This is a genomic window from Blautia sp. NSJ-175, assembly GCF_022867815.1.
In the GTDB taxonomy this organism is placed as follows: domain Bacteria; phylum Bacillota; class Clostridia; order Lachnospirales; family Lachnospiraceae; genus Blautia; species Blautia celeris.
The window spans coordinates 1-14,543 of sequence record NZ_JALIFQ010000031.1 but is presented as its reverse complement, the minus strand read 5'-3'; the positions used below and the strand labels follow the sequence as shown (position 1 = coordinate 14,543).

The following is a 14,543-nucleotide window of genomic DNA, read 5'->3' as shown; positions in this document are numbered from 1 at the left end:
TTCACTCTCCTATCTCTCGTGGCGGGCATATTTAGGAAGCAGCAGCGGTGATACATCATCGGAAGCAATGCCTGCGTTATTCAGTTCTTCCGCATATTTCTCAATATGCTCCAGTGTCATGGTGCCAAGCTCTGTCTCTTTTGCCCTGGCTGCTGCGGCCTTACCTGCGTTGCGGCCGAATACAATGATATCCAGAAGAGAGTTGCCCATCAGACGGTTTCTGCCGTGGATTCCGCCTACCGCCTCACCGGCTACCAGCAGATTGCTGATTTCCTTTGTAAATCCGTCTCCGCCGATCTCCAGACCGCCGTTCTGGTAATGAAGAGTCGGGTATACAAGAATCGGCTGTTTTCTCATATCAATGTCATAGTTCATATACATACGAAGCATGGCAGGGATACGTTTCTCAATAGTACCCTCTCCGCCGATTCTCTCGATCATGGGCGTATCCAGCCATACACCGCTGCCAAGAGGTGTTGCCACGCCTTTACCCCTGTCGCTGCACTCGCGGATAATGGAAGCTGCTGCCACGTCACGTGTCTCCAGAGGATGCATAAATGCCTCTCCGTCAATATTTACAAGCATGGCTCCCAGAGAACGTACTTTCTCTGTAACAAGAGCGCCGAAGATCTGTGCCGGATACGCAACACCTGTAGGATGATACTGAATGGTATCCTGGTATAAAAGCGGAGCGCCTGCACGGTATCCCAGAACCAGACCGTCTGCGGTTGCACCATAATGATTGGATGTGGGGAAATTCTGATAGTGGAGACGTCCTGCGCCGCCGGTCGCAATGATAACCGTCTTTGCTCTTGCCACCATATAGTCCTCTGTCTCCATGTTCTGAAGAACAGCACCTGCCACTTGACCTTTTTCGTCCTTGATCAGCTCCACTGCGGATGTAAATTCCACAACGGGGATCTGACGGTTTAAAACCTCATCGCGCAGAGTACGCATGATCTCCGCACCGGAGTAATCCTTGCAGGCATGCATTCTCTTTCTGGAGGTACCGCCGCCGTGGGTGGTGACCATATTTCCCTCTACGTCCTTGTCAAACATAACACCCAGCTTGTTCAGCCACTGAATCGCGTCCGGGGCTTCCATAACCAGTCTTCTCAGCAGTTCCGGCCTTGCTGCAAAATGTCCGCCGCCGAAAGCATCCAGATAGTGCTGTACCGGGGAGTCATTTTCCTTGTCTGCTGCCTGGATACCGCCCTCTGCCATCATGGTGTTGGCATCACCGATACGCAGTTTTGTGACGATCATAACGTCTGCGCCTGCCTCGTGAGCTTCGATCGCAGCGGAAGAACCTGCTCCGCCGCCGCCGATCACCAGCACGTCCACGTCATAATCCACTTTGTTCAAATCTATATCCACATTTAACAGACGGCTGTTGGAGTGGAGTAAATGTCCCAGCTCTGTGGGGGCTTTCTGGCCCTTGTTTGGTCCGATCTTGATCTCTGTAAAGCCGTCTTTTTTGTAGTCCGGATGATAAGCCTTCAAGAGGGCGTCTTTTTCATCAGCGGTCATACGCCTGGGTTCCATGCCCATACGTTCGTCTCTGGTCGCTTCCACCTTTTTAATGGACTCAAGCATTTCTGGTGTAAACATGGCTATCCCTCCTTATTTCTCAATCTCTCTTGTGTTGTAAAGTTCCTGCATTTCCGTAATGGGTTTCTGCATAACCTGCTCGATCAGTTCATCATAAGCACCCTTGTGGATCTCCTCCACGCGGTTTTTCAGATGTTTTGTCTCAGGCGCGATATATTTTCCTGTGAGGCGCCTTGCAAGAAGACCAACCATAGGATGAGAAATGCCGGCCGGGCATCTTACGGAACAGCAGCCGCAGCTTACACAGTCAAAGGACTCCTCTGCGCATTTCTCAAATTCCCCTCTCTGTGCGTAAGCAATGTACTGCATAACGTTCAGATCCTGTGTACAGGCTTTTGTACAAGCATTACATCCGATACAGCTGTAGATCTCCGGATAGAGTTCCATCATGATCTGCTGAGTCGGTTTGATCTCCTCTATATCATAAGTTCTCTTATCTGTGGGGAAGAAGGGGATGCTTGCCACATACATGCCTTCCTCCACCTGTGTCTGACAGGCAAGACAGGTCTTTAACTCGTTCTTTCCCTTGATTCTGTATATTGTAGCACATGCCCCGCAAAAGCCGTGACGGCAGCCGCATCCTCTTTTCAGGGTGTAACCGGCATATTCCATGGCTGTCATGATCGTCAGATCTGCAGGCACGCTGTATTTCTTACCAAAGAAATATACATTTACCATTTTTTCCATTATAGGTACCAATCCTTTCCTTAATACTCATTCGGTAATTCATCAATCTCATCACAGCGGAATACCGGTCCGTCTTTGCACACGTACTTGGAACCGATGTTGCAGCGTCCGCATTTGCCTACGCCGCATTTCATGCGCAGCTCCAGAGTTGTGTACACCTGCTCTTTGGAGAATCCCATCTCCTGCAGAGCTGCCAGCACGAACTTGATCATGATCGGCGGGCCGCAGACAAGGGCTGTCTTGTCTGTGGTAAAGCCCACTTCTTTCAGGTAGTTTGGTACGAATCCCACATGGCCGTCCCAGCCTTCCTGCTCCCGGTCGATGGTCAAATATACATTCACGCCCTCTGTCTTCATCCAGACTTCCTGGATCTCTTTTAACTGGACCAGATCGTCTGCGGATCGGGAACCGTAAAGGATGTCCACAGTGCCGTAGTTCTCTCTGTTGTCCAGCACATAGTTGATCACGGAGCGCAGAGGCGCAAGGCCGATACCGCCTGCGATAAACAGCAGGTTTTTGCCTTTTAACTCAGTCTCTACCGGGAAATGATTTCCGTATGGCCCTCTCACGGTGATCTCGTCACCCACCTCAAGGCTGTGGAGATAATCGGTGAGGACACCGCATTTCTTGATGCTGAATTCCTGGAATTCTTTGTTAGTCGGTGAGGAAGTAATGGAAAACATACCTTCACTGATGCCCGGTGCACACACCATGGCACACTGTCCGGGCATATGTTCAAAAAGCTTTCCGCCCTCCGGCGCGTTTACGCGGAAGGTCTTCACATCCGGTGTCTCCTGGCGGATATCCGTGATGACTCCCACCTGGGGGATCAGCGTATCCAGTGTATAATTCTTATGACAGGTACATTCACTCATTATTTGTCACCTCCCTGGTTCTGAAAGGATTTGATAACCTTTACGATATTTAAGGAAGCCGGGCATTTTTCCACACATCTGCCGCAGCCTACACAGGAATACATCCCGTCGTTGTTTGCCGGGAAATATACCAGTTTATGCATAAATCTCTGACGGAAACGCTGCATCTGGCTCGTACGGTTGTTCCCGTGTGCCATCATGGTGAAATCCGAGAACATGCAGGAATCCCAGCAGCGGTATCTCTTGATTCCGTGGCCTGTGTCGTAGTCCTTGATGTCATAGCACTGGCAGGTTGGACATACAAAGGTACAGGTTCCGCACGCCAGACATGGCTTGTACAGTTCTTCCCAGAGTTCAGAATTGAATTTTTCGTTTAATGCCTCCCCGTTCCATCCTTCCAGGGAAAGATTGGAGTAAGGCAGCTTCTCAACGATTCCGCGGATGGATGCTTTCTCTTCCTCCACTTTCTTCTCGTCCTCAGCGTCTGCCTCAGCAAGAAGGCTTTCTGCAGATTTCGTAAGGGCATCTCCCTTTTCTGTGAGGGATTTCCAGTAAAGCTCCTCGCCTGTCATCCACACAGCCACATCTGCCACCGGCTCTGCACAGTCTGCGCCAAACACTTTACAGAAGCAGGTCTCTTCCGGCTCATGGCATGCCATAGCCACAATAGTACCGTGCTCACGCCTTGCCGCATAGAAAGAGTCTACCGGGTCAGCTAAAAATACTTTATCTAAAACCTCCACACCTTTCACATCGCAGGCCTTCATTCCAAATACCACAAAATCCTGCTCTTTCAGTGCTTCCGGTTCAACTGTCAGCTTTTTTCCGTCCTTTCTGCAGGTATACAGATCCTCACTCTGGGGGAAGAACGCGTCTTTTGGAGATTTCACCGTCTTCAGTGTATCAAGATCCACCTCCGCGTCCTCGCTCCATGCTCTGAAGTTCACCTGTCCGCTCACTTTTACAGGAAGGTATAATTCCCGGGAGCCGGCGATCAACTGGAATAATGCCGCCAGATTTTCTTTTGCTATCTTATACATACATTATCCCCTTTCTGCCACAATGCCTGGCTCTACGTCATCAAAGGTAAAGTCTGTCAGCGGTCCTCTGGAATCTGTGTCTTCACCGGCCTGATATTCTCCGTAGAACTCATTGATGTCCTTGATGAATTTCCGGTTGAACAGATGAAGGGGTATTCCCTGGGGACATACACGGCTGCACTCTCCGCAGTCTGTACAGCGTCCTGCCACATGGAAAGCACGGATGATGTGGAACATCTTCTCTTCAAAGGAGTCCACATTAGCTTTCTGGGAACTGTCAAACTTGTTGCTGTCAAATACACATTTTCTGCAGCTGCATGCAGGACATACGTTTCTGCAGGCATTGCAGCGGATACATTTGCTTAACTCCTTCTGGAAAAACGCAAATTTCTCCTCCGGGCTCATGGCCTCAATGGCAGCCACACTGTCAAAACGCTCTGCGTCTTTTGTCTCTTTTGATTCTCCGATCAGCTCATCGTATATCTTATGCTCTTTGCCTTTGCATACATGGCATCTCTCCAGCATGGCATCTGCATAGGAACATGTCTTCTCTCCGTAGAGGGTCTGTATGGTCAGGGTATCTGCCCCATCTGTGATCTCGGCGCCGGAAATACTCTCGATTCCCTTAATCCCCATACCTTTGATCTTTTCAATATCCAGCTTGCCTTTGCAGCCCACACCGATAATATAGGCTTTTTCCCTGTCCACCCTGTGCTCCTTGATGAGCTGGTTAAAGCTGTAGGTATCACACGGTTTCAGGCATACCAGGGTCTTTCCCTCCAGTTTGGAGGCTTCAATCATATATTTGCTTAAATTGGCTCCGCAGAATCCGTTGTATACGAAATTCTCAAAGTCCTCTTCCTTTTCAAAATATGCCGGTTCCGGATTGTAAGGCAGGTCTCCCGCTTTCCAGCCGAGAACACGGGCTACGGTACCGTCCGCTAACAGCTCTTTTGCACGGTTAATCAATTCCTGCATCTCAAATCCTCCAATCTTACGTTTTTGCCCAGAGAGCGGACTTTTTCCACAAACTCATTCATGGTAGTGGAGAATTTGACACCCTCTGCGGCTGACACCCATTCCACACGGGTACGTCCGTTTTCCACGCCGATATAATCCAGCATGGAGAATAAAAGTGTCATACGCCTTCTGGCATAGTAGTTTCCTGTGCTGTAGTGGCAGTCTCCCGGATGGCATCCGCAGAGGATCACGCCGTCCGCACCTTTCTCAAATGCTCTCAGGATGAACATGGGATTTACACGGCAGGAACATGGCACACGGATGATCTTCACATCTGCAGGATAGGAAAGGCGGCTGCTTCCGGCCAGATCCGCACCTGCATAACTGCACCAGTTACAGCAGAATGCCACAATTTTAGGTCTGAATTCTTCCTTTGTTTCTATCGACATATTGCATCCACCTCCGCTATGATCTGTCTGTTCGAGAATCCCTGTAAGTCCATGGCTCCTGACGGGCAGGCAACGGTACAGGCTCCGCATCCCTGGCAAAGCGCATTGTTCACAACTGCGATACGGCGTGTCTCACGGATTCCGTGGTCATTCACCTCTTTGTCCTCGTAAGTGATGGCACCGTACGGGCACACATTTGCACAGGTGGAACATCCGTTGCAGAGAAGTTCGTCGGATTTGGCTGTACATGGGTTTGTCATCAGCTTGTCTTTTGCAAGAAGCCCGATGGCTTTCACTGCCGCTGCTCCTGCCTGGGAAACAGTCTCAGGTATGTCCTTGGGTCCCTGGCATACGCCTGACAGGAAGATACCTGCCGTTGGGGATTCCACGGGACGAAGCTTGGGATGTGCCTCGGTCAGGAAGTTGTTGGTATCTATGCTGGCTGTGAGCATGGTGGCAATCTTCCTTACAGAAGGATCCGGTTCAATGGCTGTAGCCAGAACCACCATATCTGCCTCCATGAGGATCTGCTTGTTATCAATGAGGTCAACGCCCTGTACTAATAACTGTCCGTTTGGCTGGGGAGCGACTTTACCCACCTGGCCTTTGATGTAGTTCACACCGTATTCCTCCACGGCTCTTCTGTAGAACTCATCAAAGTTTTTGCCCGGGGTACGGACATCAATGTAAAATACAGTCACGTTCACATCCGGATATTTATCGCGGATCAGCATGGCGTGTTTTGCTGTGTACATACAGCATATCTTGGAGCAGTAGCTCTTTCCTCTCTTGTCCGCGCAGCGGCTTCCCACACACTGGATAAACACCATATTCTTCGGCGCCTTCCCATCGGACATGCGTTCCAGATGGCCTTTGGTAGGTCCTGCTGCGTTCATGATACGCTCCAGCTCCAGGGATGTGATCACATCCTTGCTCTGGTTGTACGCATACTCATCGTAATTATCCAGCTTGATGGTGTCAAAACCGGTGGCAACTACAATGGCACCGTACTTCTCTGTAAGGATCTCGTCCTTCTGCTCATAATCAATGGCACCTGCCTGGCATACCTTGGCGCAGACACCGCATTTTCCTGTCTTGAACTTAATACAGTTCTCTCTGTCAATGACAGGAACATTGGGGATTGCCTGGGCAAACGGTGTGTAGATGGCGCTTCTTGTATTCAGGCCCCTGTTGAACTCATTGGAATTCTTCTTGGACGGGCATTTCTCCTGGCATACGCCGCAGCCTGTACATTTGTCCATATCCACACTTCTTGCTTTCTTGCGGATATCCACTGTAAAATCACCTACAAAGCCGGAAACCTTTTCCACCTCGCTGTATGTATAGATGTTGATCTTCTCATGAGCGGATGCCTCCACCATCTTAGGTGTCAGGATACAGGCAGAACAGTCCAGTGTAGGGAAGGTCTTGTCAAGCTGTGACATTCTTCCGCCGATACTGGGTGTCTTCTCCACAATATCCACTTCGTAACCCGCCTCTGCAATGTCAAGTGCGGTCTGGATACCTGCAATACCGCCGCCGATCACCAGGGCACGTTTTGTGACAAGGCTCTCGCCCGGCTTCAAGGACGCGTTCAAATTCACTTTCGCGATTGCCGCTCTTGCAAGGATGACTGCCTTCTTGGTAGCCTCCTCCATATCCTTGTGAATCCAGGAACAATGTTCACGAATATTGGCGACTTCCACCATGTATGGGTTTAATCCGGCTCTCTCCGCTGCCTTGCGGAAAGTGGTCTCGTGCATACGCGGTGAACAGGAACATACCACAAGTCCTGTCAGTTTTTCATTTTTGATAGCCTCTGCAATCTTGGACTGTCCGGCTTCGGAACACATATACTGATAATCTTCCGCATGGACAACTCCCGGCTCCATTTTAGCCATTTCCACTACTTTTTTTACATCTACCGTAGCAGCGATGTTGCTGCCGCAATGACAGACGAATACACCTATTCTCTGCACTTAACCTCACCTCCTGTATCTTCTGAATGCACTGACTAAAAGCTGCTGCGGAAGTTCCGGGTCCAAAAGCTCGGGGATTTCATCAGCCATCAGGTAATCCCCGCCCTTCTCGCGGACCACAAGCTGTCTTGCCGCATCAATGAGTTTGCCCGGTTTTACATCCCTTGGGCAGCGCTCCACGCATGCAAAGCAGGAAAGGCATTTCCAGAGAGATTTTGAGTTCACCAAAGACTCGATATCTTCATTCTGCACATAAGATACAAACTGATGGGGTTTGATGTCCATTTCATTGTAGGATGGACAGGACGCAGAACATTTGCCGCATTTCATACATTTCAGCGGATTGACACCGCTGATTTCCTTAATCATTTCAGCCTGTTTTTTTGGAGTATTCATGCTTTTGCTACCTCCTCTTTCACGCCGAGAGCTTCTGCCAGAAGTTCTGTAAAATAGTATACCGGAAGTCTGCTGCCGCAAGTGCTCTTATTCAGGTTATACAGGCATAATGGACAGGCTGTGATCAGCATGTCAGCTCCAAATCCGGATGCGCTGTCCATGATCTTATCACACATGGTTTTTGACATCCCTTTTTCCTTCAGGGATATGTAGCCGCCGCAGCACTCGTTTCTGTACGGATAGATCACCGGCTCTGCACCGATGGCCCGGATGAAGTCCTCGATGATGGACGGATTCTCCGGATCGTCGAATTCCAGAAGCCCGCTTGGGCGAAGAAGCAGGCATCCGTAGTAAGCGCCTATCTTTTTGCCGGTAAGCGGAGCTGTCACTTTCTCCTTTAACGTGTCGAAACCTATGCGGTCACGGAGTACCTCCAGAAAATGGAGCACTGTCGTCTCACCTGCATAGGGTTCTTCTAACTGCATATAATTATTTGCTCTGGTGCGAATATCGTCTGCGTTCTTCATATCATCATTGACACGTTTTATCACATGATGACAGGCAGAACAGAGTGTTACCAGATCCTGGCCTTTTTCTTTGGCCTCATTGAGAGCACGGACGGAAGAAAGTTTTGTGGCGATCTCGTCAGTGCCCAGCGGATAAACTCCGCCGCAGCACTGCCAGTTTTCAATTTCTTCCAGTTCAAATCCCAGTGCCCTTGCAGAAGCTCTGGCATAAGCATCCAGCTCCACTGCTTTTGTTTTCAGGGTACACCCCGGATAATAACTGTACTTCATAGTTCCTCCTGTTAAAAATCCTGTTTTACAGTTCTATCTGTTTGATAACTTCTTTCAGTGCATTGGCACTTGCCTGAAGTTTTGCAATCTCTTCTTTGTTCATTCTCATCGGCACTTTGCCCTGAATACCGTTCGGTCCAACCAGAGTCAGTGTGCTGACGCAGACATCCTCAATGCCGTATTCCCCGTGCATCATGGATGAAACCGTTGCGATGGAATCGGAGGATGCCAGCAGGATTCCGCACAGCTTACATACTGCCGCTGATACCGCATAGAAAGTAGCGCCTTTGTTCGCAATCACCTTGCCGCCGGATTTCTGCACATAGGTCAGCATCTCGTCCTTATCAAGCTCTTCCACGTCTTTGCCCAGGTTCTTTGCCAGTTCATAATACTCATCCAGGCTGACACCTGATATATATGCTCCAGTCCAGGGGATGAAGGAAGTATCGCCGTGCTCACCGAATACATAAGCGTGGATGTTCTTCTGAGCAACTTTAAAGTGTTCAGACAGTCCGCAGCGGAGGCGCGCCGTATCCAGAATCGTTCCGGAACCGATGATCTGATTCTCCGGCAGTCCTGAGATCTTTGTAAATACATAAGTCATAATATCAACAGGATTGCTTACAATGATGTAAAGCGCGTTTGGCGCAGCCTTTACAATTTCCGGTGTAATGCTCTTTAAAATATTCACATTTGTCTGTGTCAGCTCAATTCTTGTCTGACCCGGTTTGCGGGCGATTCCTGATGTGATGATTACAATATCGGAATCCTTTGCATCCTCGTACTCTCCGGCAACGATATTGATCGGATCGCGGAAACAGGTACCCTGTGCGATATCCATAACTTCTCCGGCAACCTTTTCTTTGTTGATATCAATCAATACGATTTCTGATGCGATATCCCCGTTAGATAATGTGTAAGCAATTGTTGAGCCAACGCTTCCGGCTCCGATGACAGTAATTTTACTACTCATGCTTGCTCCTTTCCCCTTCCCTTGGGTGGTCCTTATTGTCTTTTTTTTAACAATTAATATTCAAAAAAATGTGAAATCACAAATTCTATCTCTCTGAGTATGTTTTTCTGTTAAAACATATTTACTCATCCCCCCTGGTTTCAGGGCCTTTTGAGAAGAATCTGATTTCGCGCTACGAATTAAGGATATCATATTGATAAGAAATTAACAACAACTTTTTAACGATTTTTTGTACTTTTTTGCCTCATCTACTACGTTAATGTAGAAAAGTGCACTTTCGGCCATCTTGTTTTTTGTGCGTGCATTCAAAAAATTAAAAATGCTTAAATTACTTGTATTTTTATGCGTGCAATTTATTTTTGGACTTTTTTTGTCGATTATTTTTTCGATTATTTTCCTGGAATATTGGGGCAGATTCATGTATGTATACAAAAAACAAAAAATGGTTTTTTCTGAATTTATCACACATTTTTAAGGTGTGCTTACAAAAGCACGCTGTATTCAAAAAAAGACTGCCCCTGCCAGCTCCGTCATTCCGGCACCGCAGGGGCAGTCTTTTTATCTATCAAACATGTTAGTTTAAATATCTTTTATCGGAAATTCCACTGTCACCACAAACAGATCCGCATCCACTTCAATCCCGAACACACCTCCGCACGCCTCTGTAAAACTCCTGGCAATAGAAAGGCCCAGTCCGCTTCCGCCGTCGGTACGGCTCTCATCTCCGCGTACAAACCGCTCGGTAAAATCAATATCCGACGGGATCTCCTCCTGGGAAATATTTTTTACCGTGGCCCTTGCTGTTTTATTGTCTGTTTTCAGTGTTATGAAAACGCGTGAACCATCCAAGGAATACTTCAGGGCGTTCTGCAGAAGGTTCTGGAAAACTCTGTAGAGACGGCTGCCATCCGCATGGATCACCACTGCCTCTGCCGGAATCTGTGCTTTAACCGTCACAGAGCTTTCTTCTATCTGTTCCTCCATATCAGCCAGTGTCTGGCGGAGAAGCTTGCCCAGATCCAAATCCTCTAGATTTACGGGGAGCTGCTTGGAGGCCGCTTTGCTGATCTCAAAAACATCCTGCACCATGGATTTCAGACGCTGGGACTTTATATCCAGAATGCGGATATAATCCTTGACATCCTCCGGCAGGTTCTCCTCCTGCTTCATAAGTTCCACATAACTGATAATGGAGGTCAGAGGCGTTTTGATGTCATGAGAAACATTTGATACCAGCTCCACCTTCATACGCTCACTTTTCATTCGCTCCGACAGAGCCGTATCCATACCGTATTGGATATCATTTAGCTGCTGGACAGCGTCATACAGGTCCGAATCCTCCGGCACTTTCAGCTTATCCGTCATATTTCCGTCATGGACTTTTTTTATCTGACGGATCAGATCACCCATCTCTTTGGCGAGTATCCGGTTGTCAGATGCATATTGTCTCATCATACCCGCCAGCAGTGCGATCACCGCCAGTGCCACAAGCAGCAGCACCATTGCAAGGCTTCCGCCATTATCATACAAATAATAAGATGACACAAAGCAGGCCAAAGCCGCAATCACTGACAGTACGATTCCGGATATCATCACCGGTGAAAATTTACGGATCATTTTTTTTTGAAAAGGATACTCCATATCCCTTATCTGAAATAATTTCTGTATATCCCTGACCAGTATCTTTCTGGGTTTCTTTCTGTTATATCTGTAATCATTGATCAGGAGATATAAAATCCAGAAACATATCAGCAGCAGCATGGGATTTGCCAATAAAGAATACATCATCGGATACAATATCTCTGATGCATACTCATAGTACCCCCATCCGTAAAAGACACCCATGTAGTTGTTAAGTCCTGCAATTCCTCCCACAATCACAAGAACTGCCAGAGCGACCTTACATTCCAGCCAGATTTTTCCCGTATAAACCGCAAGGAATCTGTCTCCGTCCTTTTTATACTTTCTCAGTGCCAGGTAAACGCCCAGAAGCACGAGTCCGGCAATAAACTCCACGATTTTGGCAATGTAGCTGCGCTTTGCATGTTCCATATTTCGGACTATATCATACAGGCTGCTTGTCCCATAATAACTGCCCGAACTGCCGGAATAATTACCCTGCACATAATTTACCGGAGATTTTATCACTGCCATGCGAACTTCTGCCTTTTTTGTTTTTTCATCCACGGTAAAATTCTTATAGCCGGGAATACGCCACTGGCTGTCATCACGGTATACCCCATCCCCATATACATCTACAGCTTTCTTATCTTTGAATACAGACGCCTTACCCTCTGCAAAGACCATATAAAAATTGTAATCTGAAGGCAGACTCTTTTCTCCCTCTTTCAAAATTCCATTCTCATCGTTGGTATATACAGACTTTCCGTTATACCGGATATCATAGACCAGGTTTTTATCGTTTTTAATCGTCTCATGCACTTGTTTTGCGGAAGTTTTATACTCCCAGTCCTCTGAGGTGTAATCCCCATCCCAAGCCGATTCTGCACTTTCCTCGATTACAGTAGTCGCCGCACTCTCCGCAATGCCGCTTCCCCAGGAGATGTCATAAGAATCATCCAAAGCTGCATCTCCATATCTGCTGTACCAGTCCACCGGGCCTCCGGTCGCCATGGCAAGAAACGTATCCAGATAGTCTGACACAAAGCTGCGAAACTCCTCAGTCTCTTCAAAATCCGCGGCAAGCGCATCCTTAACGCTCACCCCCCGGGGGCCGCTCCCTGTCAGAAAATTCAGGCCGGTCAAGCCACTCTCCACAAGCAGACAAATACTCAGGAAAAACGCTGCCCAGGCTGTTATCACTTTACATTTTTTCGATTTTATATCCAATTCCCCACACCACCTTTAAGTATTCTGGCTCCTTTGGATTCAGTTCGATTTTTTCACGAATGCGCCGGATATGCACCATAACCGTGTTCTCCGGAGCAAATGCCTCTTCTTCCCAGACACGGCAGTAAATTTCCTCTGCGGAAAATACACGTCCCAGGTTCCGCATAAACAGATCCACAATCTTTGTCTCCGTGGCAGTGAGCCGAATGGACTCCCCATCCGCATACAGTACCCGCTCCTCAGCATGATAACAGAGGCGGCCGCTTTTAAACTCCTTTGAGGCGCTGGCTGCATGGATATCTCCCAATCTGGTATAACGTCTGAGATGGCTTTTTACCCTGGCAAGCAGTTCCTGTGAATTGTAAGGCTTTGTCACATAATCATCCGCTCCCATGGAGAGCCCCAGCACCTTGTCTGTGTCCTCACTTTTGGCACTCAGTACGATAATCGGTATATTTTTTCTCTCCCTGATCTTCATAATGGCGGACAGGCCGTCCATACGCGGCATCATGACATCCATCAATATAAGCTGAACCTGGTTCTGCGCCAGAAGATCCAGCGCCTCCAATCCATCATAGGCCCGCAGAACTTTGTAGCCCTCCCTCTCCAGTAAAATAGCTATGGCCTTTACGATCTCTCTGTCATCATCTGCCACAAGAATACATTCGCTCATGTCTCCTCCTCCTTAAAGCTTGTATTTATAATACCCCCTCTGTCTTACAAAACAACTGACAGATTCCTTACAGATTTCTTACAATGCTGTCCTTTCTAAAATAGGAGAAGCACCCGCGGTACTTCTCCTACTGTCTCATACATCCATATTCTTATAAGTATAAAGCATAATCGGCAATTATACAAGGCGAACCGAACTGGCTCCTCTGCCCATTTTACACCCCTGCTATTGCCTGCATGCACATCTTTTCTATTACCCAGACTGATGGCCACATGCTCCGGCACATTATCTCTTCCGTAAATAACAATACTGCATAAACTGCCCTCACGAATCCCGTACTGTCAGTCCCGCCTAAAAGATTATTTTCCTCTACTTTAAATATTATAAATACTGATAAAATAATGCTGTGAATAATACACGTTTTTCGCCCGCAATCTGAGTTTGTAGTTTTACTAATCCCGGCATAATACAAAATACGAATCATATTCTGTTCCATTATGTCCTATTAATTTTTCTTCTGAGCGTTTAAATCCTAAATCTTTCAATGCCGCAATACGTTCTGTCGCTGCTATCGTAGCTTTTGTAGCAATTTTATCACAACCAAACAAGGTATATGCAGGTTCAATTATCAATCTTAATATCTCTATAATCTCACTTGAAATTTCATAGTCACTTCGAATATCTAATCTAAGTAATCCGCAATTTGTAAAATAATCGGCAGCATCTCTGTGGAATAATTCAATTGTTCCGATTGCTTCATCCGTTGTTTTTGATACAATAGCCCACCGAACAAATCCCTGTCTGTTATACTCCCAAAGCCAATATTCTATTGCCTGTTCCATTCTATTTTCCGTTGTATAATGAAAGTCGTCCCCACCACAATTATCACTATTAAAAAATGGTACTGCCTTATCATCAGAGTATACCTTTAATAGATCTTTTTTGTCCTCTTTACTTACCATTCTCAATATATAACTCTCGTTCTCATATTCGGGACAATTCTTATATACATCCACCATACTATTCCTCCTGGAAAAATTCCGAATCTATCGACCTGATACTAACCTTAGTAAAACAAAATCCTCCTAAAAAAATAAGAGAAACGCTGAAAACCAACGTTTCTCCTACCTTTACTTACTGCCGCAGACCGGAATCGAACCGTTTTAACCAATCTCAAATACTGATAGAAAGGGGCTTTGAGGACTTCATCACGGTCTAGGTGTTCAAAAAGTGTTCATAAGTATAATTTTCAC

The 14,543-nt window shown here is 47.2% G+C and carries 13 protein-coding genes; all 13 read right to left on the bottom strand.

Annotation, left to right across the window (positions count from 1 at the left end):
- Window positions 1-9: 9 nt before the first annotated feature.
- Window positions 10-1,611: an FAD-dependent oxidoreductase gene (locus tag MUB35_RS27700; RefSeq protein WP_244807205.1), complete on the bottom strand. Its 1,602-nt coding sequence runs from the start codon at window positions 1,609-1,611 to the stop codon at window positions 10-12.
- A 12-nt stretch (window positions 1,612-1,623) separates the two neighbouring features.
- A complete protein-coding gene (locus MUB35_RS27695; RefSeq protein WP_103731167.1) occupies window positions 1,624-2,298 on the bottom strand; it encodes a 2Fe-2S iron-sulfur cluster-binding protein in 675 nt (224 codons plus the stop codon).
- 20 nt (window positions 2,299-2,318) lie between these two features.
- A complete protein-coding gene (locus MUB35_RS27690; RefSeq protein WP_033143676.1) occupies window positions 2,319-3,173 on the bottom strand; it encodes an FAD/NAD(P)-binding protein in 855 nt (284 codons plus the stop codon).
- On the bottom strand, window positions 3,173-4,213 hold the full coding sequence (locus tag MUB35_RS27685; protein ID WP_244807204.1) for a 4Fe-4S dicluster domain-containing protein: 1,041 nt from the start codon (window positions 4,211-4,213) through the stop codon (window positions 3,173-3,175). Before MUB35_RS27685 ends, MUB35_RS27690 begins: the two co-directional genes overlap by 1 nt.
- Window positions 4,214-4,216: 3 nt before the next feature.
- Window positions 4,217-5,191, bottom strand: a complete 975-nt coding sequence (locus MUB35_RS27680) for a 4Fe-4S dicluster domain-containing protein (protein ID WP_103731168.1) — start codon at window positions 5,189-5,191, stop codon at window positions 4,217-4,219.
- The gene (locus MUB35_RS27675) at window positions 5,179-5,622 is read right to left on the bottom strand and encodes a hydrogenase iron-sulfur subunit (protein WP_033143679.1); all 444 of its coding nucleotides are present in this window, start codon (window positions 5,620-5,622) and stop codon (window positions 5,179-5,181) included. The genes MUB35_RS27680 and MUB35_RS27675 overlap by 13 nt, the downstream gene beginning before the upstream one ends.
- Complete coding sequence (locus MUB35_RS27670) at window positions 5,613-7,601, bottom strand: CoB--CoM heterodisulfide reductase iron-sulfur subunit A family protein (protein ID WP_018595173.1); 1,989 nt, start codon at window positions 7,599-7,601, stop codon at window positions 5,613-5,615. The genes MUB35_RS27675 and MUB35_RS27670 overlap by 10 nt, the downstream gene beginning before the upstream one ends.
- A 6-nt stretch (window positions 7,602-7,607) precedes the next feature.
- On the bottom strand, window positions 7,608-7,997 hold the full coding sequence (locus MUB35_RS27665; protein WP_033143680.1) for a 4Fe-4S dicluster domain-containing protein: 390 nt from the start codon (window positions 7,995-7,997) through the stop codon (window positions 7,608-7,610).
- A complete protein-coding gene (locus tag MUB35_RS27660; RefSeq protein WP_244807203.1) occupies window positions 7,994-8,794 on the bottom strand; it encodes a CoB--CoM heterodisulfide reductase iron-sulfur subunit B family protein in 801 nt (266 codons plus the stop codon). Before MUB35_RS27660 ends, MUB35_RS27665 begins: the two co-directional genes overlap by 4 nt.
- 25 nt (window positions 8,795-8,819) lie before the next feature.
- Entirely contained in the window at window positions 8,820-9,767 is a 948-nt protein-coding gene (locus MUB35_RS27655; RefSeq protein WP_033143682.1) for an L-lactate dehydrogenase, read from the bottom strand.
- 579 nt (window positions 9,768-10,346) lie between these two features.
- Window positions 10,347-12,617, bottom strand: coding sequence for a sensor histidine kinase (locus tag MUB35_RS27650; RefSeq protein ID WP_244807202.1), 2,271 nt, complete (start codon window positions 12,615-12,617; stop codon window positions 10,347-10,349).
- Window positions 12,592-13,290 (bottom strand): response regulator transcription factor, encoded by a 699-nt coding sequence (locus MUB35_RS27645; protein WP_033143683.1) that lies wholly within the window; start codon window positions 13,288-13,290, stop codon window positions 12,592-12,594. Before MUB35_RS27645 ends, MUB35_RS27650 begins: the two co-directional genes overlap by 26 nt.
- A 452-nt stretch (window positions 13,291-13,742) precedes the next feature.
- Window positions 13,743-14,309 carry a GNAT family N-acetyltransferase gene (locus tag MUB35_RS27640; RefSeq protein ID WP_118743275.1) on the bottom strand — a complete coding sequence of 189 codons (567 nt, stop codon included), beginning with the start codon at window positions 14,307-14,309 and terminating at the stop codon, window positions 13,743-13,745.
- Window positions 14,310-14,543 lie beyond the last annotated feature (234 nt).